At 40.8% G+C, this 24,819-nt stretch carries 21 protein-coding genes, 1 pseudogene, 1 CRISPR repeat array and 1 riboswitch; of the genes and pseudogenes, 5 read left to right on the forward strand and 17 right to left on the reverse strand.

Going from position 1 to position 24,819, the window contains the following annotated elements; genetic code table 11:
* Positions 1-307: 307 nt before the first annotated feature.
* The 6 genes from CHF41_RS09315 to CHF41_RS09340 form a co-directional block, all read right to left on the reverse strand.
* Positions 308-907 carry a response regulator transcription factor gene (locus CHF41_RS09315; RefSeq protein WP_119877015.1) on the reverse strand — a complete coding sequence of 200 codons (600 nt, stop codon included), beginning with the start codon at positions 905-907 and terminating at the stop codon, positions 308-310.
* Positions 888-1,994: a sensor histidine kinase gene (locus CHF41_RS09320; protein WP_162911945.1), complete on the reverse strand. Its 1,107-nt coding sequence runs from the start codon at positions 1,992-1,994 to the stop codon at positions 888-890. Before CHF41_RS09320 ends, CHF41_RS09315 begins: the two co-directional genes overlap by 20 nt.
* Position 1,995: 1 nt before the next feature.
* Entirely contained in the window at positions 1,996-2,724 is a 729-nt protein-coding gene (locus CHF41_RS09325; protein ID WP_119877017.1) for an ABC transporter permease, read from the reverse strand.
* Positions 2,724-3,605, reverse strand: coding sequence for an ABC transporter ATP-binding protein (locus CHF41_RS09330; RefSeq protein WP_119877018.1), 882 nt, complete (start codon positions 3,603-3,605; stop codon positions 2,724-2,726). Before CHF41_RS09330 ends, CHF41_RS09325 begins: the two co-directional genes overlap by 1 nt.
* A complete protein-coding gene (locus tag CHF41_RS09335; RefSeq protein ID WP_119877019.1) occupies positions 3,602-3,796 on the reverse strand; it encodes a hypothetical protein in 195 nt (64 codons plus the stop codon). Before CHF41_RS09335 ends, CHF41_RS09330 begins: the two co-directional genes overlap by 4 nt.
* Before the next feature lie 344 nt (positions 3,797-4,140).
* Positions 4,141-4,653, reverse strand: coding sequence for a Dps family protein (locus tag CHF41_RS09340; RefSeq protein ID WP_420852863.1), 513 nt, complete (start codon positions 4,651-4,653; stop codon positions 4,141-4,143).
* Between the two features lie 171 nt (positions 4,654-4,824).
* Between CHF41_RS09340 and CHF41_RS09345 the strand changes: the two genes are divergently transcribed.
* The 3 genes from CHF41_RS09345 (at position 4,825) to CHF41_RS09355 (ending at position 7,548) form a co-directional block, all read left to right on the forward strand.
* On the forward strand, positions 4,825-5,244 hold the full coding sequence (locus CHF41_RS09345; RefSeq protein WP_119877021.1) for a low molecular weight protein-tyrosine-phosphatase: 420 nt from the start codon (positions 4,825-4,827) through the stop codon (positions 5,242-5,244).
* A gap of 83 nt (positions 5,245-5,327) precedes the next feature.
* Positions 5,328-5,756 (forward strand): MORN repeat-containing protein, encoded by a 429-nt coding sequence (locus CHF41_RS09350; RefSeq protein WP_119877181.1) that lies wholly within the window; start codon positions 5,328-5,330, stop codon positions 5,754-5,756.
* Positions 5,746-7,548, forward strand: a complete 1,803-nt coding sequence (locus tag CHF41_RS09355) for an acyltransferase family protein (RefSeq protein WP_119877022.1) — start codon at positions 5,746-5,748, stop codon at positions 7,546-7,548. The genes CHF41_RS09350 and CHF41_RS09355 overlap by 11 nt, the downstream gene beginning before the upstream one ends.
* 39 nt (positions 7,549-7,587) lie before the next feature.
* Here the strand turns inward: CHF41_RS09355 and CHF41_RS09360 are convergent, their stop codons facing one another.
* Complete coding sequence (locus CHF41_RS09360) at positions 7,588-8,238, reverse strand: phosphatase PAP2 family protein (protein WP_119877023.1); 651 nt, start codon at positions 8,236-8,238, stop codon at positions 7,588-7,590.
* Between the two features lie 21 nt (positions 8,239-8,259).
* Positions 8,260-8,826: pseudogene (locus CHF41_RS09365) on the reverse strand (ECF transporter S component); the annotation flags it as partial.
* Between the two features lie 106 nt (positions 8,827-8,932).
* Positions 8,933-9,046: riboswitch (FMN riboswitch) on the reverse strand.
* 287 nt (positions 9,047-9,333) lie between these two features.
* Between CHF41_RS09365 and CHF41_RS09370 the strand changes: the two are divergent.
* On the forward strand, positions 9,334-10,299 hold the full coding sequence (locus CHF41_RS09370) for a DDE-type integrase/transposase/recombinase (RefSeq protein WP_119875892.1): 966 nt from the start codon (positions 9,334-9,336) through the stop codon (positions 10,297-10,299).
* Positions 10,300-10,383: 84 nt separating this feature from the next.
* On the opposite strand, the gene CHF41_RS09375 is transcribed toward CHF41_RS09370, so the two are convergent.
* The 9 genes from CHF41_RS09375 to CHF41_RS09420 form a co-directional block, all read right to left on the reverse strand.
* Entirely contained in the window at positions 10,384-10,926 is a 543-nt protein-coding gene (locus CHF41_RS09375) for a tRNA (cytidine(34)-2'-O)-methyltransferase (protein ID WP_119877025.1), read from the reverse strand.
* 407 nt (positions 10,927-11,333) lie between these two features.
* The gene (gene csn2, locus CHF41_RS09385; protein WP_119877027.1) at positions 11,334-11,999 is read right to left on the reverse strand and encodes a type II-A CRISPR-associated protein Csn2; all 666 of its coding nucleotides are present in this window, start codon (positions 11,997-11,999) and stop codon (positions 11,334-11,336) included.
* On the reverse strand, positions 11,986-12,330 hold the full coding sequence (gene cas2, locus CHF41_RS09390) for a CRISPR-associated endonuclease Cas2 (protein ID WP_119877028.1): 345 nt from the start codon (positions 12,328-12,330) through the stop codon (positions 11,986-11,988). Before cas2 ends, csn2 begins: the two co-directional genes overlap by 14 nt.
* A complete protein-coding gene (gene cas1 / locus CHF41_RS09395; RefSeq protein WP_119877029.1) occupies positions 12,327-13,193 on the reverse strand; it encodes a type II CRISPR-associated endonuclease Cas1 in 867 nt (288 codons plus the stop codon). The genes cas2 and cas1 overlap by 4 nt, the downstream gene beginning before the upstream one ends.
* Positions 13,193-17,305, reverse strand: coding sequence for a type II CRISPR RNA-guided endonuclease Cas9 (gene cas9, locus CHF41_RS09400; protein ID WP_119877030.1), 4,113 nt, complete (start codon positions 17,303-17,305; stop codon positions 13,193-13,195). The genes cas1 and cas9 overlap by 1 nt, the downstream gene beginning before the upstream one ends.
* Positions 17,306-18,018: 713 nt before the next feature.
* Positions 18,019-19,178: direct repeats of the CRISPR family, unit length 36 nt; unit sequence GTTTTAGAGCTGTGCTGTTTCAACTGATTCCAAAAC.
* A gap of 168 nt (positions 19,179-19,346) precedes the next feature.
* Positions 19,347-20,213 carry a bifunctional methylenetetrahydrofolate dehydrogenase/methenyltetrahydrofolate cyclohydrolase gene (locus tag CHF41_RS09405; protein ID WP_420852852.1) on the reverse strand — a complete coding sequence of 289 codons (867 nt, stop codon included), beginning with the start codon at positions 20,211-20,213 and terminating at the stop codon, positions 19,347-19,349.
* A gap of 229 nt (positions 20,214-20,442) precedes the next feature.
* Positions 20,443-21,177, reverse strand: a complete 735-nt coding sequence (locus CHF41_RS09410) for an amino acid ABC transporter ATP-binding protein (protein WP_119877032.1) — start codon at positions 21,175-21,177, stop codon at positions 20,443-20,445.
* On the reverse strand, positions 21,170-21,859 hold the full coding sequence (locus tag CHF41_RS09415) for an amino acid ABC transporter permease (RefSeq protein ID WP_119877033.1): 690 nt from the start codon (positions 21,857-21,859) through the stop codon (positions 21,170-21,172). The genes CHF41_RS09410 and CHF41_RS09415 overlap by 8 nt, the downstream gene beginning before the upstream one ends.
* Before the next feature lie 136 nt (positions 21,860-21,995).
* Positions 21,996-22,226 (reverse strand): DUF1797 family protein, encoded by a 231-nt coding sequence (locus CHF41_RS09420; protein ID WP_075099328.1) that lies wholly within the window; start codon positions 22,224-22,226, stop codon positions 21,996-21,998.
* A 284-nt stretch (positions 22,227-22,510) separates the two neighbouring features.
* Between CHF41_RS09420 and CHF41_RS09425 the strand changes: the two genes are divergently transcribed.
* Positions 22,511-24,724, forward strand: a complete 2,214-nt coding sequence (locus tag CHF41_RS09425) for an ATP-dependent Clp protease ATP-binding subunit (RefSeq protein ID WP_119877034.1) — start codon at positions 22,511-22,513, stop codon at positions 24,722-24,724.
* The last annotated feature ends 95 nt before the right edge of the window (positions 24,725-24,819 follow it).

Raw genomic sequence — 24,819 nt, forward strand, 5'->3', positions numbered from 1 at the left:
AGAAGAAAGATAATCATAGCTAATATCTTTTCACCTTTTTGTTCAACAAAAAAACACCTAGTTCACTAAGTGTTTCGAATCACGAAAAGCCCTCATACGAGGCATTGGCTGCAAACGTCAAACTATATCTGGAGAGCAGTGACAAAAATGCAGTAGCCTTTTTCTTTATCTCCCACCTCCAATAAGCTCCCAGCTGCATTGACAGAAGCTACGGTTCTTTTATTTCCAGCTTGTAGCAGTCTACTAGACTGCATGGACAGAACCCTACGGTTCCGTTATTTCCAACTTGTAGCAGTCTACTAGACTGCTACAACCACCCATTTTCTTTGGCGGTGTTGGCGGCTTCGGTGCGGTTTTCGGCACCTAATTTGCTGAGGATGGTGGTCATGTAGTTGCGAATGGTTCCGTTTGAAAGGTACATTTGGTCGGCAATTTCTTTGTTGGATAGGCCTTGTGCGACTTTTTGGAGTAGGATTTGTTCCTGTTTGGTCAGGGGATTTTTCATGGTGAAAAAACTCTCCATGAGCTCTGGCGAGTACTCTTTTTGTCTTTGGAGCACGCGTTCAATGGTCCGCATCAATTCAGCAATGCTCCGTTCTTTCAAGACATAGGCATCCACATCTGCTCGAATTGCACGTTCAAAATAGCCCGGCCGTTTAAAGGTCGTCACCATAATCACTTTTAAGCTCGGGAGCTCCTCTTTTGCCCATTCAAGGACATCGAGACCCGTCATCTCAGGCATTTCAATGTCTAAAATGGCAACATCTACCTTTTCCTTTTGTAAAATAGCTTGCGCTTCTAAGCCATTTCTCGCTGGAAATACTTGGGCTATACCGTCCTGTAATTCCAAGAGCTGACAGAGGGCGTCCCGCAACATGCTTTGGTCTTCAGCAACGAGTATGTTCATCTTTGTCTCCTTTCGGAATCTCTAGCTGAATCTGTGTCGGCTGTTTTAGAGAAACAATCTCTACCCTACCTTGGTAGCGAATGATCCGGTCACGAATGGAGTGCAACTCCTCACCCGTCACCTGCTCAAAGCCAATCCCGTTATCTTCTACTAAAACTCGCACCCAGCCGTCTTTTTCACTCAACTGAATGCGACAACTGCTTGCTTGACTGTGCTTGATAAGGTTATTCCCCAATTCACGCAGGGCCATGGTCAAAGCAGCTTCTTGTTCTCGACCGATTATTAGTTCTTCTTTCTCAATGGTTAAGTCAATTCCTGCCAGCTCAAGCATATTTCCTAAAATCTGCAATTCTTCTTCAAGACTGTGTACTTTTACGGCTTGGACAATCTCTCTGACTTCCTGCATCGAATTTTTGGCAATATCCCGCAAGTCCTGTACTTCTTTTTGTGCCTTTTCATAGGCCCCATGTTCCATAAGGGTCAAGGCTAACTCACTCTTGACACTCAGCATGGCAAAGACATGCCCCAAGGTATCGTGTAAGTCTTGCCCAATCCGATTGCGTTCATTTTCTGCTAAAAGCAGGTTGATAGAGGCATTTTTTGCTGTTAATTCCTGTTCAATCTTTGTTTGCTTGATGATCTGCCTCATGGCATACAACATCCCTAGGCAGACCATATCCATAATTAAGAGAAAAATTTGTGTGGTAACATCTGTATCAGCCAGAACAGGGTAGAGGGTGACGAGCAATACAAGATAAAAGCTCATATAGCGAAACCCTATCAGCTTATCGTCCCCAAAACGCCAGACCAAAATATTCGATAGGAAAAAATTGAACATAGAAATATTGGGGCTTCCATTAAAGGTAACGAAAACCACATAAAAGCAGAGATAGAGCCAAAAGAGGTTGACTACTAGCGGATGTTCCATCATCACAATACCAAGATAAGCAACAATAAACAAAATCGTCAACCAAAAGATATAAAATGGATAGCCACCGCTTAGCGAATAATAAAAGGGAAAAACCAAGTACAGTAAGGATACATAGTACATGATATGGATTTGTTTGAACTTATGCAGTAATCTCACCTTATCTCACTTCCTGTTTCTTTTTTAGCACTAAGGCTAGACCTGCTATTATTATAGTATACAGCAAGACCATTAGTAAAGAGGTGACTTGCAGATGATGATCTTTGATATAGCGTAGGACTAGTTGATTGGCATAGTAAGATGGGGTAAAATGAGCCACCGACTGCATCCAGTCAGGAAGAGCTTCATAGGGCATCCAACTACCACCAAAAATAGCCAATATGAAGTAAAAAATATTGCCCAATACCGTCATCGTCTGCTTATTATCAATCAAGGTTAGGGCTAGACCAATAGCCAGATAGACCACACTCGTTGCTAAGAGTAGGATAGCAGACACAAACCACTCTCCTCCTGTCATTGTCACCCCTCGAAACACAAAGCCAACTGTAAAATTGATAATAATGGAAAGAATAAACGAAACAAAAACGTTTAGCACTTTGGCAAGGTAATACTGGGAAAGGGGGACGGGAGAATGCTGAATCTGCAAAAGCCAACGATTTCTCACATCCTCTTCCAGCATACTAGGAAAGCTAAATAATCCAAAACTACTCATGCTAAAAGCCGTCATCGTCAGCAAATAATTTCTCGTCAACGCTGCTGCATTTTCATAGGATGAGTCAAACATAGAAGAAAACAAGAGGAAAAAGAGGACAGGCATGCCAATTCCCATAATAAAGCCAAAGGCATTTCGTTTGGTTAAGAGGTATTCAATTCTTAATAGAGCTTTCATTATGCTTCCTCCTTGGTCGTATCAAATAGGGTATTGAGTAGAGTTTTATTGGTCATTTCAATCTCCATGATTGGGCAGTTGGCTTTCTGTAGCGCTTTCCAGACCACATCTGCTTCCTTGGTCATAAAACGGAGTCGATCATGACTTTCTTCCATACCATAGACATTCTCCCACGATTCCACCACCGCTCGATACTCTTTTGGAATAGTGAATTGCTTTTCCCGCTCCTCAGAGCGCATTTTAAAAGGAGTCGTATCCCGCAAAAGCTGTCCTTGGTGTAAAACTAAAATACGGTCTGCTGTATGCTCAACTTCTTCGATATAATGCGAAGAATACACAATGGTCACCCCCTTTTCTTTTAAGTCACGGACAATTTCCCAGAAACGCTGGCGGGTTGAGGTATCCATAGCCGTTGTTGGCTCATCTAAAAAGAGAATGGACGGACGACCAATTAAGACTAATACAAAGGACAATAAACGCTTCTGACCGCCAGATAATTTCTCAGCTAGCTGCTGTTTCTGCTCAGGAGAAAAATGTAATAGGGCATCAATTTCCTGATTCGACAAGGAATTTGGATAAATTTCCTGAAAAAAGGCTATCAATTCGCTGACCCTGAGATCGGTCGGAACAGCATTTTCCTGTGGCAAAATACCGACTACCTTTTTCAAAGCTAGATCTGCTACCTGACGTCCCTGAATGTAAATGCTACCACTTGTCACAAACCAATCTCCCAATAAGCAAGATAGCAATGTCGTCTTTCCAGCACCGTTTGGCCCAATAAGAGCGACACACTCACCCTCACCAATCTCAAAGGAAATATCTCGCAAAATCTGCTTTTCCTTTATCGTTTTTGACATGTTTTTGACTTCAATTATGCTCATCTGCGAACCTCCTTTTGTACCTTTATGAGTTTATCGATAAACCGACTCACCTGTCCTAAGACACCAATACCAAATCCTAGAACCGCATAGACTGCCCACGGGAAACCTCCTTCAAATTGTCGCCCTACAAAGTGATAAGTAGCAACTCCTGCAAGGGTTAGGGCAAGCACTTTTACAATCCACTGTTTCATAATATGCTCCTTTTCTCTTTATTGCTAGTATACTCCTTCTCCCTTTCCCTCACTAGATAGGTTTGTCACTAGAAGAAATGACAAATGTCATATTTAGAGGCATGTAAAAAGGGTTGAGACAAATCATGATGAGCTTCTCAGCCTGACATTTTTCAGTGAATCTGAGTTCCCTAGACTATCGGTCTCCTGTTTTAGTCTGACTATGGATTAGGCTATCCAAAAGGACAAAGAAAAAGGCTGGTTGCCCAGCCTTTTTCAGAATTTTATTGTTGATAGAGATTATATCGTCTTTCTGTTTTCATTTGGTACTACGTCACAGATAGAACTGAGACTAGACGACGCTATTACAAGCCCGGTGCTTGACCTAGCTCAGCCTGAAGCATCCAGATGTGTTTTTCAAGACTTGCTTTTGCTCCGTTGAAAATATCATTTGTCACATCATCTCCTTCTACATCGGTCACATCAAGCCCTTGTTGGAACAAGCCAACAAGGTAGCGAAAAACTTCTACGACACGACCCAATTGCACGTCCATTGACAAGCTATAATCACCCGGTACTTCTTTTAATTGACTATTATCACTAAATTCTTTCAAGGTAGAAAATGGTGCTCCACCCAAGGTAATCAAGCGCTCGCTCATCTCGTCAAGATAGCTGTCCAATTCTTCCATGTACTCATCCATTTTTGGATGCCATACAAGAAAGCCACGTCCACGCATATACCAGTGTACTTGGTGGAGAATGGAATGAGCAACTGACAAGTCAGCAACTGCCTGATTCAAAAGTGCTTTTGTTTCTGGTTCTGCTTGAGTTTTTGCAAAGCTCGCAATCTCTGCTGGTGATTGATAAAATTTGTTCATCATAAAGGGCTACCTTCTTTCTCTTATTTATAATCATTATAAATAAAGGCGGTGGAAATTGCAAGTTTTTAGGATTTTATGAGAAAAGTTTCAACATTCACATAAAATGAGAAGGTCATTTTACTCAAAATTAGGATATAATAGTAGGGAAGAAGATATAAGGAGAACCGTATGAAAAAAGTCGTCTTTGTTTGTCTTGGAAATATCTGTCGTAGTCCCATGGCTGAATTTGTCATGAAAGGACTAACGGACCAGTTAATCGTAGAAAGTCGGGCAACGTCCTCGTGGGAGCATGGCAATCCCATTCATCGAGGTACCCAGCAGATATTGCAGCAATACCAGATTCCCTATAATCCCCGCAAAACATCGCAGAAAATGAACCTTGAGACAGCTGAAGAATGTGATTATATCATCGGCATGGATAGCCAGAATGTGGCTGATTTGAAGAAGATGTTGCCTAGCAGACTCCATACTAAAATCTATCCTTTTGCTGAAGAAAGCGTGCCAGATCCTTGGTATACAGGTGACTTCGAAGAAACCTATCGCCTGGTCACTGAGGGCTGTCTTATCTGGAAAAATCGTCTATTATAGTCTTTCCATTTTTAAGGAAACTATCTTTGTCATCCCCCTGGAAAAATGATAAAATGAAAGGGACTACAAGAAAAGAGAAAAAGATGAACAAATTAATTCATTATCTGCAAACGATTAACTTAAAAGATCTCAAAACCTACCTGACACGTTCCACTATCGAAAAAGCCTGTATCGGCTTGATGGTTGTCTGCGCCCTATCCGTCTTTCTCGGTCGCATTCCAATCAAGCAGACGCTGAGCCTAGATAATGGAAAAATGACCTACCATGGTACTGTCACTGCCAATAAAATGTCTGGTCAAGGGAGCCTAACCTTTGAAAATGGTGACAAGTATGAGGGCCAGTTTCAAAATGGAATTTTTAACGGTAAGGGAACCTTTACCTCTACTAGTGGCTGGACCTATGAAGGGGAATTTAAAAATGGGATTGCTGACGGCAAGGGAAAACTGACCACCGAAGCAAAAGTCGTCTACGAAGGAACATTCAAACAAGGAATTTATCAACATGAGAATTAAATGGTTTTCAACAATACGAGTACTAGGAATGCTCTTTGTCCTGCTCTATCACTTCTACATCGCGGTTTTCCCCGGTGGATTTGTCGGAGTAGACCTCTTTTTCACCCTATCTGGCTATCTGACAACCGCCTTGTTTTTAGATGAATATGCCACACATCAAGCCATTGATTTCAAGCGGTTTTTCAATCGGCGTTTTTATCGGATTTTCCCACCTGTTGTCTTGACACTACTGGTTACGACACCGCTTGCCCTGCTAGTCCGTAATGATTTTATCGCTGGGATCGGTCGTCAAATCATGGCGGCACTCGGGTTCATGACCAACTTCTTTGAAATCCTGTCAGGCAATTCTTACGAAAATCAATTTACACCACACCTTTTTCTCCACACTTGGAGCCTTGCCATTGAAGTGCATTTTTATATCCTCTGGGCATTGGTCATCTGGGGCATAACGAGACGAATAAAAACGCTTGGTCAGCTCCGCGGAACAGTCTTTCTTACCTCTAGCGGTTTCTTTCTCATCAGTTTTCTTACTATGTTCGTCTCGAGTTTCTTTGTCAAGAGTTTCTCAACCATTTATTTTGCAACATGGACCCATATCTTTCCATTCTTCTTAGGAAGTATGCTTGCTAGCTTGACTGGTTTGAAAACCCTAACTCGACCGTTTAAAAAAGTGATGGCCAAATGGGACGTAAAACAAACCCTAGCTGTCATTGCAGGTGGCTTGGTCGTTGAACTTCTTCTCCTTTTCTTTTTTAAATTTGACAGCATCTGGACCTATCTTTTTGGTTTTCTCTTGTCAAGCATAGCAACAGCTGTCATGATTTATGGCGCCCGCGTCCTACATGAAAAGACAGAAAACATTCAAGAACCCGCTATTTTACTCTTTTTCTCGAATATTTCCTACGGAATTTACCTCTTCCACTGGCCACTTTACACCATCTTTTCACAGTTACTCAACCATACCTTAGCTGTCCTTTTTACCATTATCTTCTCTACGGTCTTTGCGACTCTTTCCTTCTATCTCATCGAGCCCTATCTGGCTGGAAGAACGGGTAAATTACTGGGACTTGAGATGGATCTCAAACCTTATGCAAAATGGATTTGGACTACTGCAGCTACTCTGATTATCGCTACCATCGGAATTAGCCTCTTTGCGCCACGCTTAGGAAATTTTGAGCGAGAATCACTAGTAAATAATTTATATCAGGCGGAACGCCAAATGACTGCCACCCGTTCTGCAGCTGAAAATGCACAAGCGACGAATTACAATGTCGAAAAAGGGACAACTATCATCGGTGATTCCGTCAGTGTGCGAGCTAGTGAGGGAATCCAAACACTCTTACCTACTGCCCACTTGGATGGAGCTATTAGTCGCAATCTATCCGAAGCAGATAACCTTGTACAACTTTATCAAAAGAGTCATTCTTTAAAAGAAAACGTCGTCATTGCACTTGGAACAAATACGAGCGAAAACTATCAAGAATTATTGAATGAGTTTATTGAAAACTTTCCAAAAGGTCATCGTTTGATTTTTGTTACACCTTATGACGGCAATCATGCTTCAGAACAAGCTCTAACTTACCAAATTGGGCAGTACGAACGTCAATTAGCCAAGAATTACGATTATATCAGTATCGCAGACTGGTATCAGGTCTCCAAAGAGAATCCACACATTTGGACTAATACAGACCTTGTTCATTTCAATCTTGCAACAGGTGGAGCAACACTTTTTGCTCAAACTATTCAATCTGCTCTGGAACAGGCAGATAACCAACCTGTAAAGACAAAATAAGAATAGGAGAAGCTGGATTGAATCCAGTTTCTCCTATTCTTATTTCTGTCTTCCTTGAAATCTCCATTGAAACCGCAGGCGGTCATAGAATGGGAAAAGGAGATGTAAGAGGACCGTGGCTAGTAACCAACCACCGATAATATCTGTTGGATAATGGACCCCAACGTAAATTCGTGAAATTCCTACCAGCATGGCAAGAACTACCAATCCTACCTGCACCAAACGCCTCATAGGAGAGGACTTCATGTGTTGCTGAATCAAAATGACCATGACACCTGCTATCATCAAGGTAGAGGCGGCATGCCAGCTGGGAAAGGAATAGCCGGTCGTGTGAATCAGCCACTCGATACGAGGTCTTGGGCGTTGGTAGACATATTTCAGGGCTGTCGATACGCCTCCCATCACCACAAAACTAAAGAGGATAAAGTAGCTTTCAATCTTCCACTTCTTCTGGTAGCAAAAAAATGCCACAACCAAACAAATAGGTAAGAGAACCGTCACATTCCCAAGTAGGGTAATCGTCGTCCAAAAAAGCGTTGCAAGCGCAGGAAAATCCCCACGAAGGGCTGTTTGAATGTTGCTATCAAAGCCCACCAATTGCTGAGGATAAAATTTTACCATATATCCTAAAATGACAAAGAAGAGGGCTGCAAACGAAGCATTTCGAAAGTAAATTTGTCTATTTTTCATACAAGCAGTATAATCTGATTTTTATAGTTTCTTTAAAATCGGTCGACCTGCACGATACATCACATAAAAGACGAGTGAGAAAATCACGCCTTCTAAGAGATTAAAAGGCAATACCATACCGAACAAATAATTGTTCACCCCTAGAATCTGTCTAATATCAAAATTCGCAAAAGTTGCATAGACTGGGATGGCATAAACATAGTTTAAAGCCAGCATCACAAAGGTCATACCAATTGTCCCCACAAAAGACCCAATGAAATAGGTTTTAAGCGTCTGTTTCTTGCTCCAAATCAGATACAGAGCCAGCATAAAGACGGCGAGGGCTGCAATATTCATCGGCAAGCCAATCACTGTTGACGGACCATTATTGTTTAATAAAAACTTGAGAACCGTCCGCAAAAAGAGAATGCTAAAAGCTGCTCCTAGGTCTAACATTAACATTCCGATTAAAATAGGAACAATCGAAAAATCAATTTCCAAGAAACTCGCTGCCGGAATCAAGGGAAATTTTAGGTACATGAGCAGAAAAGAAACTGCTGAGAGAATGGCAATCCAAGCCATTTTACGTGTATTTGTCATCTTCTTCCTCCAATTTTTAACAAATTAGAGAAGTGGGAAATTGATGTCATCGCACACCTCCACATGGGAAAACACTTGGAATACACCCCCTGTTCTCAGCTGCAAATCAATCTTTTTCCGTCTTCTCCCATCCAGACTATAACTGTCGGTTGTGGAATTGCACCACATCAGCTTGCGCTCGCGGACTATCACCGCCGGTAGGGAATTGCACCCTGCCCCGAAGACTCTTATAGCTATTCCATTTTCATTTTATACTCAGTAACGAATCACAAATCTAACTGTAACATTAGGTAAGTTCTGTTAACAACGTAATAAATACAAATTGAACAACTATGGTTAGTGAATATTTACACTAACCATTATTCATGATACCAAAAAAGACCTGCTCATGCAAGTCTCTGCTATGAAAGTGAGCAATTTACCCTGTTACCTTACAATAGATGTGAGACCTGAGTACAAAAAAGAAGAAACCTGATATGATAAAAGTAACCACACTTCTCATAAAGGAATCTTCTCATGACTAGTATACCACAAAACCTTCGTTATTTGCCACATACGCTCGACACACGTTACCACGCGGTGAAAACGTATCGTGGTGGGGCTTCTGTCGCCTTCATCTGCAGGCGGTATAAGGTCTCAAAAGCCTCTCTCATGCGCTGGAATAAGCGATTTGACGGAACCAAGGACTCTCTCAAAGATAAGTCCCACAGACCACACAAAACTCACCCCAAAGCTCATACTGAGCAAGAAATCAGGTGGATTAAAAACTGTATCCGCAGAAATCCAAATGCAACCCTCATCGAGATTTTCTACAAGCTAAGAGCCAACAAGGGATACGACAGACACCCTTGCTCTCTCTTTCGGGTCTTGAGAAAAATGGGATTCTTCAAGGCGGTTGAAACCAAGAAAGAGGCCTATGTTCCTAAACCCTATGATACACCCACGAAATTAGGAATCAAGTGGCAAATGGACGTGAAGTACGTCCCTAAGCACTGTTACACTGGCACGATGCCTGAAAAATTTTACCAGTACACTGTCATTGACGAAGCAAGCAGAGAGCGATTTATCTATCCCTTCAAGGAACAGTCCTCTTACTCCACTGTCCAGTTTGTCAAAATGGCCATCAAACACTTTCGCTACAAGCCACAAATTATTCAGACCGACAATGGATTTGAGTTTACTCACTTCAAGGAAACCAAGCAGATTCACCCCTTGGATGTGCTTTGTAAAGAGCTGGGCATAGTGCACAAGCTCATTCGACCGCGAACACCTAGACACAACGGCAAAGTGGAACGCAGCCACAGAAACGATAACAGACGCTTTTACCAACACTTGCGATTCTACTCCTACGATGACCTCATCAGGCAGATGAAACGATACCTCTACACCTCTAACAGACTCCCCATGCAGAGCCTAGGTTGGAAATCCCCTATTGAAACAAGAAAATTTCTCCAAGGAGCTAGCTCCTTGGAGATAGAATAGCATATCATGGTTTCTAAAAATAATAGTTTGGTCTCACATCATTGACAAAGGTACACTGCTATGAAAGTGAGCAATTTACCCATCTTATTTCAGCTTATCAGCCTCATACTGGTGGACTAGCTCTAACCCTGCAAATGACTGCTGGCGTAGGGCTTCGTAAATAATCATGCAGACAGTATTTGAGACATTTAAGCTACGGACATGCTCGTCATTCATCGGAATTCGCAACGCTTTTTCGGGATGACGTCGCATAAAATCTTCTGGCAGTCCCTTGTCTTCACGCCCAAAAATAAAGTAATGGTGGCAACCGTCATCGTAGGCTTCGTCTGAATAGGTCTTTTCCGCAAACTTAGAAATCAGATGCACCTTGCCTTCTCCGACCTGAGCCATGAAGTCGTCCAAGCTATCATAAAAACGGACATCGAGCTTATCCCAATAATCCAGACCTGCCCGTTTCATCTTGCGGTCATCAATGGGAAAGCCCATGGGCTTGATAATATGAAGCGGACTGTTGGTTGCTGCACAGGTCCGGGCGATATTCCCTGTATTTTGCGGTATTTGTGGTTCAAACAAAACCACGTGGTTGTGAGATTCTACTTCTTGGTAGGATAGTTCTTCAATGTTCATCAGTTTTCCTCATACTCTTTCAAGTCATACATTCAATGCAAAAAAATAGCCACACTGCCCGGAGTCAAGCTCAGCAAACAGCATGGTGAATGACGATTTCATTCACTTAAATCACAACAGGTTTGATTTAAATCAATGAAAATCTTGTTATTATTATAGCGCAAGCAGCTAGAAGCGTCAAGTAATATGGTTGAAAATTCCTGATTTTTTCAATTTTTTCTCATAATGATTTAATGATTGGAAGCAGATGGAATCACCTAGGTTTAAAACTCTGCACAATGTCTGATTCAGTAGTCGCAGTTTTGGAATCTGTTGAAACAATACAGCTCTAAAACGCAGAAATTTTTTTCTACAAGATTTCGTAATCGTGACAATCATCTCAGCTACTTCCTTATGTCTGTATCTGATTATACCATATGTTCGGTAGTTAAAAAGTAATCTTGGTCGAGGATATACTGGGGAAAATCGTATAATTTTCGTGGTTCTAAAAACAAGACGGTCTGATTCGATAAGCTAATATATTCTACCAACCGTGCCAGTTCTTTCCTCGTTAAATAGGCGCCAATATTGAAAAAGACGAGCAGACGTTTTTTCTGTAGATACTTGTAGATTTGTAACATTTCAAAACTTTTTTCAAAAATGGTATCACTTCTTGTCTCAATCTGAACCCCCAAAGCCTTGATTAGCTCTAAAATGGTAATCTCATCATATTCTAAATCCAATTCATTTTCCAAACATTCAAATACAATTAAATCTGTGATAGTCGATGCCAATTTTTCAATCATGGATTTCACTTCAGACTTTTCATTTAACTGATTTTCTATCGTTGCATGAATTAATTTCAGTAGGGCTGGAGAATTGATATCATAGCCTAAAATATCTGTCACAAGCATCAGTTCATTTCCTGATAATGCCTTGTTTCTCTCATCAAAAATCTTCAAATCATGATTTTCAGGATACTGATAAAAATTTCTAGTAATTGCCGCATAAAGCGCTGTATCCTCAACAGCTAGAATAGTAGGACTTTTAATAGAAAGAGCAGCATCAAAAATAGGCAGATTAATCTTCACCATGATAATCCTCCCCTAGAAAAACAATTCGATCTTCTGTATTTGCAATACTGCCATCCTTTTCTCCATGCAGGTAAATCATTCTCGCAAACTGTTTTTCTGTCACTGTCAATAAAGTAATATGCCCCTTTTGTGGATTATGTTCTCGCAACCGACCAATCATCGCTTGATTAGCTGTTCCATTTAGAAGAAGTTTGCTATAAATTGAAAACTGATGCATGAGGAATCCCTCTCTCAGCAAAAATTTTCGAAATTTACGATAGGCCTTTCGCTCATCGGCAGTATCTGTTGGCATATCAAACATTAATATCATCCGCATATATCGGTAACTCATATCCTAAACTCAGGAACTCCTTTCCCATCACTATTCAATGCTTTTACAACTTTCTTCGTATAATCACTGACAATATTGGAGAGATACATCTCTTTTCCCATATAGGCATAGGTTTCTGAAAAGATAGAAAACAGTTCCCGCTTTATTTTTACAAATGAAAATGTCCGATTCGTATAAACTATTCGATCAATAATGGGCCGAAACGGTTCCATAATATCGCTAGCAAAATTGAATTGGTTAAATTGATTGGCGTGTTTCAAGCCAAACTGGGTCATACAACCTGTCACCACCACTTCACGCGCAAATAAACTTAACAATAAGGTATAGCCGTAATCAAGTGCTGCATTGATATCATTATCCTCTTCCCTCGAAAAACTATTTCCAAACAAGCGATTAAAATAAATTCTCGCCGCATGTCCCTCTCGGTTAGTCGGATCAAAAACTTCCAACTCCCTATGCAATCTAATGAGTGATTCTGACTTCTCATAGAAACCATATTCTCCTAAAACATAACTCTGATTTAGAATTTTCTGGGAAATAATCTCTGTCCACACATACGCCTTCACTTCTTCGTCCCAAGCAACCTGCTTTGATAATTGCAAACTCGAATCATGCCGGCCATAGTAAGGCATGAGCATAGCTGTTGGTAAACGTTTATCATCGCAAAAAATCACTAAAATATTCTCATCTACCAAACGCTTTATCAGCATCGTTGATAACAAAATATCTGTTGTTTCTAACAACAAAATGTCAATCTCGGACAGATGAATCAACTCTGTCCGAGATGCATCTTTAAAAATCAAGTGATTATTCTGATAGGACAACTTCGAGTGAGTATTGACTACTACCGTTCGCCAACCCATTACTCTCCTCCCAACTTTCTCAAATCAATACGGGTTTCATAAAGCCCTGTAACGGACTGATGAATAAGAGTCGCATCTAAGCACTCTTTGGTAGAAGTGTATCGCTTTCTATCAACTGTCTGCTCAAAAAACTTAAAGGCTGCCGGCGCTCCAAAAGCTGTAAAAGCTAACAGATTGCTAAAAGACGAAGCAATTGTCTTAAGGTCTTGTCCATCAGCTTGATTATATAAAGTCTGGATTTGTCTCCATTTATCTTCTGCTAAAACGTATTTCCCTGCAAAATCACCTATGTAATCAAGTAAGTCTTTAAAGCGTTCCACGTTCTCTGTCACATACTCGAGATGATTTTCTTTATCATCGTGCTTTTCAATTCTTTGGGCGTGATAGAGTAAGGCTACCAGTTCTGACGGCAATACCATTTGATTGCCTTTTTGCAGTTCTTTTGCACTAGCTAATAGGCGCCTGCGACCATTCTCAAATTCAAATAAGCTAAACTTCGGCAGTTTCAAAATAGTATCTGCTTGGATATTGTGATATCCTTTCTTTTCCAAGAAAGCAATCGGATCTTGCTCAAAATCTAGTCGCTCCATGATGGTAATCCCAACTAATTCTTTGACGGTTTTTAGTTTCTTGGCCTTACCTTTTTCAATATTTGCAACTACAAAGACAGAATAAGCAATGGTTGGACTATCAAAACCACCGTATTTCTTTGGATCAAGGAAAATATGCTTGGTTTTTCTAGCAATGAGCTTGTCAGAATCCCCCTTCGGTAGAATGGATTCTTTAGAAAAGCCCCCCGTTTGAACCTCTACCTTTTTCACCACATTTACTTGCGGATAGGCGAGAACCTTCCGAATAGTTGCAAAGTCTTTTTTCTTATTCCAAATAATCTCACCTGTTTCGGAATAAACTTCAACAGTTGCTTGTTTAATCTCACTACCATCTGCTAACTTAATCTTCGTTTTAAAGAAATTCAGCAGATTTGAGTAAAATAATTTCTTGGCGGTCGCTTTTCCAAGCTCAGCCTGATGATTCGTTTTTGCAACCAATTTCCGAAGATCAGACTTTTTATATTCACCATAGACAAATTCTGGAGCTAATTTTGGATATTTTTTCAAGAGAGCTGTACCAACAACAGCATTTAAATAAGCATCGTGAGCATGATGATAATCATTGATTTCCCGCACCTTATAAAGCTGAAAGTCCCTTCGGAATTGTGATACGAGTTCAGACTTCAAAGTGACGATTTTAGTCGTTCGAATAACCTTACCCGCCTCATCTTTTTCCTTATTCCAACGACTGTCTAAGATTTGGGCAACGTGTTTGATAATTTGTCGTGTTTCTACTAGTTGGCGTTCAATAAAACCAGCTCTATCTGCTTCTGTTAAACTACCACGCTTTGCTTTTGTTAAATTGTCAAACTTACGTTTCGAAATTAAACCAGCTTTCTGCAGTTGTAACCAATAAGATTCCCTTGCACGAACCACTTCTATGCTTGGAACATTATCTGACTTTCCACGATTTGCTGCAGAACTTGTCAAAACTCGGTTATCCAGCGAATCATCCTTGATAAAACTTTGTGGAATAATGTGGTCAATATCATATTCACCCAACTTATCACGATCCAGCGGATTACCCGTATACATATCACGACCATTTTGAATGTAATAAAGGAACAGACGATCATTTTGAAGACTTTGATTATCTACATCCTTGATACTGATTTTTTCTCCACGAAAATTACCCATTGCATCTTGCAACCGTTTCAAGCGTAGTTGTGAATTTCGTCTTCCCCTGTTCGTCGTCTGATTCTCACGCGCCATTTCAATGACGATATTTTCTGGCGCATGCCCTCCCATCACTCGAACTAACTCATCTACAATTTTTATACTTTGGAGAATGCCTTTTTTTATGGCTGGACTACCTGCTAATCCACGCACGGTATGAGCTAAACTATCTTCTTCGCCAATCACTTGTGCCTTTTCAATGATTTCTTTAAAATCCAAACTATCGTCATGAATCAACTGCATAAAGTTACGATTAGCATGATCATACTTAAGATAATCTAGAATCGTTTGATTTGTTGCTTTATAGCGAATACCATTGATCAGCTTATGAGATAATTTCCCCCAGCCTGTATAATGCCTGCGTTCCAGCTTTTTCAGCTGGTCTTGCGTAAACATCTCACGATACTTCTCAAGACGCTTGCGAATCATCTCCCTATCTTCAAACAAGGTCAAGGTATGGATAATATCTTCAATCACATCTTGATTAGCTTCATCATCTAAAAAGGATTGGTCTAGAATCTTCTTCAAGTCATGATAGGTTCCTAAAGAGGCATTAAAGGCATTTTTTTCCTTGTCTAAACCAGTTAAATCCACAATTCTAAATTCATCAAACTCTTGCTGTAAGTAATTCAACAACTGCTGCTTGCTGACTTTCCGATATTTTTTGAAAACATGATCAAAAATTTCTTGTCGCATATTTGGACAAAAGAACTCTGTTTTGCCTTGCTCATTCACATATTTAACCTTGGTTAATTCATTGTAAACTGCAAAAGTTTCATAGACAAGACTGTGTTTTGGAAGCACTTTTTCAGCTGGTAAATACAGATCATTTGAAGTCATGCGTGTGATAAATTGCCCTGCGGACTCTTCTTTATCAATCACATCCTCAAAATTCCACGGAGTAATCGAATCAACCGAATGGTAAGAAGCCCATGCAAAGCGGCTTCCCTTGCGTGCCAAAGGTCCTACATAATAAGGAATTCTAAAAGTCAAGATTTTCTCAATTTTTTCCCTATGTATCTCTAAAAATGGATAGTACGCACCTTGACGGCGTAAAATCGCCTGCATTTCTCGTAAATGAATTTGGTGAGGAATAGAACCATTATCAAATGTACGCTGTTTTCGCAAAAAATCCTCACGGTCAATTTTATCGATAAAACATTCACTACCTTTGATTTTGGACAAGATGCTCTTGAGGTAACGATAGAAATCTTCCTGCTTCACACCATTTTCAATATAACCTGCATAGCCATTTTTGCTAGTATTTTTGAATATGTCTGAATAGCTATCTGGTGCATGACTCTTGATGAATTCCTTCAACTGAGCTAAGTCCTTCTGATGTTCTTCATACCGTTTGACCATAGAAGCTGATAAAGGTGCCTTGGTGGAGAGATCATTTACGGTTAAAATTCCTGACAATAAAATAGCGTCATATAGGCTCTTAGCAGCTGTAAATAGATCCGCGTACTCATCACCAATTTTACCTAGCAGCTCTTCCAAATCCTCTTCGTAAGTATCTTTTGAAAACTGCAACTTAGCATCTTCAGACAATTGGAAGTTAGATTTAAAATTAGGCTGTAAACCAAGGGATAGGGCAATCAGATTTCCAAAAAGCGTGTTTTTCTTCTCTGTCGGATAATGCTCCACTATATTTTCCAAACGACGAGATTTACTCACTTTTTCTGTTAGCAGCTCCTTGGCATCAATGAGAATTTCTGATAAATGACTTTTATCAAAAGTTCTATCATATTCTGCGACAAACGCTACATACAAACTCTGAATATCTATATTTTCTATCCCTAAATCATCCTCAAACAAAAAATGCCCACGAAACTTCATCATATGGGCCAAGGCCAGATAAACCAAGCGCAAGTCCGCTTTTTCAGTTGAATCAGCTAAGTGCTTTCTCAAATGGTAGATGGTTGGGTAAGTTTGGTGATAGTTCACTTCATCTGCTATATTGCCAAAAATTGGATGACTATCTGCTTCCTTATCTTCAGCTACGAAGAATGACTCTTCTAATCGATGGAAAAACGCACTATCCACTCTATTCATTTCCTCAACGAAAATCTCCTGCAAGTAGCGAAGACGATTTTTTCGACGAGTATACCGCCGTCTAGCAGTCCTTTTGAGACGTGTCGCTTCAGCGGTCTCTCCATTATCAAACAACAAGACCCCGAGCATGTTTTTCTTGATTGACTGCTTGTCAGTGTTTCCCAACACTTTCATCTTTTTAGCAGGAACCTTATAATCATCTGTGATCACGGCCCATCCAACACTATTGGTACCAATGTCTAAACCGATAGAGTATGATTTCTTGCTCATCTGATTTCCTCCTTCATCTGTAAGATGTATTTTTAAAAATGTAAACAAAAATATTAACCTATAAACACTTTCATGAACTCTGCGAAACTTTTTAAATATTTTAACAGTTCGGTTAGCAAAAGAACATCATCTTTTTTTAATTTATAGCGCTTATTTATTGTTATTCCTTAAAATATAATTTATTTATAATTATACCATAAATACTAATTATTTGAACTTTTTTTATGGAAATAAGGCAATAATTTTGATAGGATAAAAGTGGGTTATATTTTAGTTTTAGAGCTGTACCGTTTTAAATCATGAAAAATTAAACAATCCTCTGATAAAACGCTTGCAAAATTTGAGAAAATCTTGTATACTATAGTCATTGGAATTAGCTGAAACAGCACAGCATGTTAAAATAAGGCTTTGTCCGTATTCAACTTCGCAAGAGGTGGCACCGATTCGGTGCTTTTTTTGTTTCCGCTGTCAGTATACCTTATCTACAAAAGGTTTGATTGACTTGCACTGTACTATTTCCACTATCTATAGAAAGTACACTCATAGAGAAACTGTATTTTAGAACCTCGAAAATGATACAATTTCCTCAAATACATCGTTTCTTCACTACTAAAATATGATATAATAGGTTAAGAAAAGGAATCAGTTGGAACGAGAATCTAGCTGAGACGAATGGCGCGATTACGAAATCTTGTAGAAAAAAATTCTGCGAGGTTTTAGAGCTGTGCTGTTTCAACTGATTCCAAAACCCGGATGTTTGTTTGGAAATGTTTCGAGTAGTTTTAGAGCTGTGCTGTTTCAACTGATTCCAAAACTTTGTTCTGCGAGCTCAGCACGACCTTGTTGTTTTAGAGCTGTGCTGTTTCAACTGATTCCAAAACGCTAGATGTGTCTAAAAATGCCGTGTTCATGTTTTAGAGCTGTGCTGTTTCAACTGATTCCAAAACTATTATGATGATTATATCTTACAGGCAGATGTTTTAGAGCTGTGCTGTTTCAACTGATTCCAAAACAATTTACAACGAGGAGCTAAAAGCTCGATTTGTTTTAGAGCTGTGCTGTTTCAACTGATTCCAAAACTCGTTGAACGGTTAGAATTGCTTGAAAAATGTTTTAGAGCTGTGCTGTTTCAACTGATTCCAAAACCAGAAGATGATTTTCCGTTTTAAGAGGTGAGTTTTAGAGCTGTGCTGTTTCAACTGATTCCAAAACCAATACCTATGATTTGTTGTTGAAAAGCCAGTTTTAGAGCTGTGCTGTTTCAACTGATTCCAAAACACCATAAGGGTCAGTTGTAGTTATGGTGAAGTTTTAGAGCTGTGCTGTTTCAACTGATTCCAAAACCGTGATATTCAAAATACTGTCTCCTTGTTAAGTTTTAGAGCTGTGCTGTTTCAACTGATTCCAAAACATGGAAGTATGCAGGAGATGCGACAGAAATGTTTTAGAGCTGTGCTGTTTCAACTGATTCCAAAACACATCGGACGGTTAAGCCTGCTGGAAAGCAGTTTTAGAGCTGTGCTGTTTCAACTGATTCCAAAACCAAGGCAAGACCCTAAGTATCTGATGGATTGTTTTAGAGCTGTGCTGTTTCAACTGATTCCAAAACCAGACGGCAGACGGTAGAGTTAAAGATGTTGTTTTAGAGCTGTGCTGTTTCAACTGATTCCAAAACTTATCGACAGTCTAGTCGGTTTGACAGCGTGTTTTAGAGCTGTGCTGTTTCAACTGATTCCAAAACTCGCCTTGTGTCGCCTCCTTTTCGTCTTGCGTTTTAGAGCTGTGCTGTTTCAACTGATTCCAAAACAAGCTACAGAGTCATGTATAGGTGGCCAGTGTTTTAGAGCTGTGCTGTTTCAACTGATTCCAAAACGGTCACTAATAATCCCCATGTAGCAATCATGTTTTAGAGCTGTGCTGTTTCACTCACCATAGAAAAACCCAACCAGCTTTTCAAAAAGCTGGTTGGGTTTTTGGAGATTATGAAAAATATTTAGGATTGATAATAGTATATCCTATTCTTAACTTTCCGACATCGGTCTTAGGGCTGATTTGCTTGCGCATCAAGAAATCTTTTGCAAGCATAGTAGGTTTGTTCCATGAGCATGGTAATGGTCATAGGACCTACACCTCCAGGAACGGGTGTGATATAGCTTGCGATTTTGTTTACCTCATCAAAGGCCACATCGCCAATCAGCTTACCATTCTCATCACGGTTCATGCCGACATCAATGACGACAGCCCCTTCTTTGACGAAATCCTTGGTCACAAAATGTCCACGTCCGATAGCTACCACTAAAATATCCGCTTCTTGAGCAAGGGCTGGTAGGTTCTCCGTCCGCGAATGAGCAATAGTCACCGTTGCATTAGCATCCAGCAAGAGTTGAGCCATGGGCTTTCCGACAATGTTGCTACGACCAATCACAACAGCTTTTTTACCTTCTGGATTGATGCCATACTCACGTAAGAGCTCCATAATTCCTGCTGGAGTCGAAGGAATCATGACAGGATGTCCACTCCAGAATTTCCCCATGTTCATAGGATGAAAACCGTCTACATCTTTATCCGGATTAATCGCAAGTAAAATTACTTCCTCATCGATATGTGTAGGTAAGGGAAGCTGGACTAGGATACCGTGCCAAGCCGCATCCTGATTATAGCGGGCAATCATCGCTAAAAGTTCCTCTTGAGTGGTCGTATCAGGCAAGCGCACTACTTCGCTACGAAAACCTGCTGCCAAAGCTGAGCGTTCCTTGTTGCGAACATAGACCTGACTAGCAGGATTATCCCCAACCAAAATCACCACAAGCCCCGGTGCTACACCAGTCTTTTCTTTTAGCGCCGCTGTTTTTTCTGCCAACTGTCCCTGCATTTTTTCTGCTAAGGCTTTTCCATCCATTCGTATCATGCTCATCTCCTTTACGTTTTTTCCATTATACCAAAATCCCAGCCCTGCTCCTAGAAATTTTTTATTTCCAATTTCAATCGTTCGCATTTACCAGCAAAAACCGCTGAATAAATCCAGCGGTCATTTTTATATAGTCGTTTAGTTTTGATTTAGTACTAGGCAACGAGTCGCAGGCATAACTGAAGTTAGCTAAGACGAGTTAACGACGTAATAGATTAAAACGAAATGACTATAATACCTTCGACAAGAAATTTTTTGTCCGTTCTTCCTGAGTTTCTTCAAAGACCTGCTGCGGTGTACCGTCTTCTACAACAACACCACCGTCCATGAAGATGACGCGGTCGGCTACCTCACGTGCAAAGCCCATTTCATGGGTGACAATAACCATGGTCATTCCTGACTTGGCCAAGTCCTTCATAACACCTAACACCTCACCAACCATTTCAGGGTCAAGGGCAGAGGTCGGCTCATCAAAGAGTAACACGTCAGGATCCATTGCAAGACCACGCGCAATAGCAATCCGCTGCTGTTGCCCCCCTGATAAGCTCTGCGGATAAGCGTGAGCCTTGTCTGGCAATCCCACTTTTTCAAGTAAGTCATAGGCAATTTTTTCTGCCTCACTCTTTGCCAATCCCTTGGTCTTAATCGGTGACAAGGTGATATTGTCTAAAACGGACATATTTGGGAAAAGATTGAATTGCTGAAAGACCATGCCCATTTTTTCCCTCATTTTGAAAATATTATTCGACTTGTCGGTAATATCCACACCCTCAAAGGTCACCGTACCCTTGGTGGGCACTTCAAGCAAATTCATGGTGCGCAAGAAGGTTGACTTCCCACTACCAGACGGTCCGATAATCACGACCACCTGCCCCTTTTCAATCTCGAGGTCAATTCCCTTTAAGACCTCATTTTTACCGAATGATTTATGAAGATTTTTAATCGAAATAATGGTCTCACGCATGTGTCTGTCCTCCTTTGTTCAACCGTTTCTCAAATGCCTGAATCGCTAAGGTCAAGACACTGGTCATAACCAAATAATAAGCCGCCGCAAACAAGAGAGGAGTCAAGGTCAAGTAAGTCGTTGACGCAACGGTCGTTGCACTGTTCCAAAGCTCGATGACACCAATAGTAGATAAGAGCGAGCTGTCTTTTAAAATGGTCACAAATTCATTTCCTAAGGCTGGCAAAATATTTTTCACCGCTTGAGGCATGATGACCGATTTCATGGCTTCAAAAGGGCGAATCCCGAGAGAATAGGCGGCTTCTAATTGCCCTTTGGGAACAGCGTTAATCCCTGCTCGTACAGTCTCAGATACGTAAGCCCCGCTGTTCATCGAAATCACGATAATCCCTGGTAAGAGGCGTGACAAATCCACAGATAAAATCCCCAACTCAAAGGTCGGTGCTGAGATATTCATAACCGCAAAGGCAATCATGATTTGCACCACCATGGGGGTTCCGCGGAAAATCCAAACATAGATATTAGCCAACCAAGCCAAGGGACGAAATTTGCTGCGTTGGGCAAAAGCCAAAATGATTCCCAAGATACTTCCGAAAAAAACCACTAAGGCTGCAATCATTAAGGTTACAATCGCTCCATAATTAAAATAATCCCAATATTTAGGAAGGAATGAAAAATCCATTTGTTTACCTCTTTTCAAACTGTATGGGTTATATTATATCATTTTTGAATAAAAATACAATAGTTACGACTAAATATTCAATCCATAAAAAAAGCACCGAAGTGCTTTGAAGTGCTTTTTTCATTCTTAGTCAGAATTAGTACAATAATTCATAAATTTCCATTGCAATCAAGTCAATGCTGTCAAATGTGTATGTCTCACGCGCTTGAACATCGCGAAGCGTAAAGACCGAACCATTTTCCTCATCGAAGCTATAAGCAACCTCTGCAACGACAACGCCGTCACGCTCAAAATTACGTTTTAAGGTTCCACCGTCAGTCGCCATAGCTTCCAAACGGTTAATAATTCGCACTAAATGTGATTCCATATCACTTCTCCTAATTTCTTATTATAGAAGTATTTTACCATATTTCCTGCAAAAAGTCTTGATTTATCCATTTTTCTTCTGCTTTCTACTGATTCTCTCGTTATATTTCTGCCTTCATCTGTTCAATTTAGGTAGCAAATTCTTGCAATTTCACTGAATCTTGATATAATAAACCTATATTTGACCTTTATTGACTATTTGGCTGTCCATGACTGAACAATGAGTGATGTAGAGATGTCAAAAACCAATAAAGACTTACATTTCGATAGAAAAGAGGATTGCCCATGCTTTGTCATAACTGTAATATCAATGATGCAACCATTCATCTTTATACAAATCTTAACGGAAAACAACAACAAGTAGACCTCTGCCACAACTGCTACCAAATCATGAAAACAGATCCTAACAATGCTATTTTAAAAGGCTTGGGCGACCTTGCCAATCCAAATAGCATGGATCCCTTTAGCGAATTTTTCAATAATATCGGAGGCATCCCAGGACACACGCCTGCTGGAAAACCGCGCAACCAAACTCCGCCAACCCAAGCAGGGGGAGGCAACCGTGGAAACAACGGAGGTCCAACTCCTCCACCACAACAACCAAAAGGCTTGCTAGACGAATTTGGTATCAACGTGACAGAAATTGCTCGCCGTGGAGACATCGACCCTGTCATCGGACGCGACGAGGAAATCAAGCGTGTCATCGAAATCCTCAACCGCAGAACTAAGAACAATCCTGTCCTTATCGGGGAACCCGGTGTCGGAAAAACAGCTGTTGTCGAAGGCCTAGCCCAAAAAATTGTCGACGGGGATGTCCCACAAAAACTCCAAGGACGTGAAGTCATCCGCCTTGATGTAGTCAGCCTCGTTCAAGGTACTGGTATCCGCGGTCAATTTGAAGAACGCATGCAAAAACTCATGGAAGAAATCCGCAATCGCAAGGAAATCATTCTCTTTATTGATGAAATTCATGAGATTGTAGGTGCTGGCTCTGCTGGTGATGGCAACATGGATGCGGGGAATATTTTGAAACCCGCTCTTGCTCGTGGGGAAATGCAGCTGGTCGGTGCGACTACGCTCAACGAATACCGCATTATTGAAAAAGATGCAGCCTTGGAGCGGCGCATGCAGCCTGTAAAGGTCGATGAGCCAAGTGTGGACGAGACCATTACTATTCTAAAAGGAATCCAAAGTAAGTACCAAGACTATCATCATGTCAAATACACCGATGAAGCCATTGAAGCAGCTGCTATCTTGTCCAACCGCTACATTCAAGATCGCTTCTTGCCAGACAAGGCTATTGACTTGCTGGACGAAGCCGGTTCTAAGATGAACTTGACCTTGAATTTCGTTGATCCAAAAGAGATTGACCAACGCTTGATTGACGCTGAAAATCGCAAGGCCCAGGCCACTCGTGATGAGGACTTTGAAAAAGCAGCCTACTACCGCGACCAAATCGCCAAATACAAGGAAATGCAAAAAGCAACGATTAGCGAAGAAGATATTCCCGTCATTACGGAAAAAGAAATCGAAGCCATTATCGAGCAAAAAACCAATATTCCTGTTGGAGATTTGAAAGAAAAAGAACAGTCACAATTGATCAACCTAGCCAGCGACTTAAAAGCCCATGTCATCGGTCAAGATGAAGCTGTTGATAAGATTTCTAAGGCTATTCGTCGCAATCGGGTCGGTCTCGGCGCACCGAACCGTCCAATCGGAAGTTTCCTTTTCGTTGGACCAACAGGGGTCGGAAAAACCGAGCTATCAAAACAACTAGCCATTGAACTGTTCGGTTCTGCCGATAGCATGATTCGCTTTGACATGTCTGAGTACATGGAAAAACACGCCGTCGCAAAATTAGTCGGAGCGCCTCCAGGCTATGTAGGCTACGAAGAAGCTGGACAATTGACAGAAAAAGTCCGCCGCAATCCATACTCTCTTATCCTACTTGATGAAATTGAAAAAGCCCACCCAGATGTCATGCACATGTTCCTCCAAGTCCTTGATGACGGTCGCTTGACAGACGGACAAGGTCGCACTGTTAGCTTCAAAGATACCATTATCATCATGACCTCCAACGCTGGAACAGGTAAGGTCGAAGCCAGTGTCGGTTTCGGTGCTGCTCTTGAAGGACGAACCCAGTCTGTCCTCGGTCAGTTGAGCAACTTCTTCAGTCCAGAATTTATGAACCGCTTTGACGGCATTATCGAATTCCACGCCCTCAACAAGGAAAACCTCCTTCACATTGTGGATCTTATGCTCCTTGATGTGAACAAACGCTTGGAAACAACAGGACTTACTCTCCACGTGACCGATAAAGTCAAGGAAAAATTAGTCGATTTAGGCTACGATCCGAAAATGGGTGCTCGTCCGCTTCGCAGAACCATTCAAGAGTACATTGAAGACCCATTGACTGACTTCTATTTGGAACATCCTGAAGAAAAGAACCTTCGCGCTGTTTTAACCAGCAAGGGTACGATTTCTATCAAAGCAAAATGATACTCAATAAAAATCAAACACTGGCTAGGCAACGAAACCGAAGATAGAACTGGAGTTCATCAAGGTGAGTTAACAACGCCAGCGTTTGATTTTTG

Origin of the sequence: Streptococcus respiraculi, assembly GCF_003595525.1 — a bacterium.
Lineage (GTDB): Bacteria > Bacillota > Bacilli > Lactobacillales > Streptococcaceae > Streptococcus > Streptococcus respiraculi.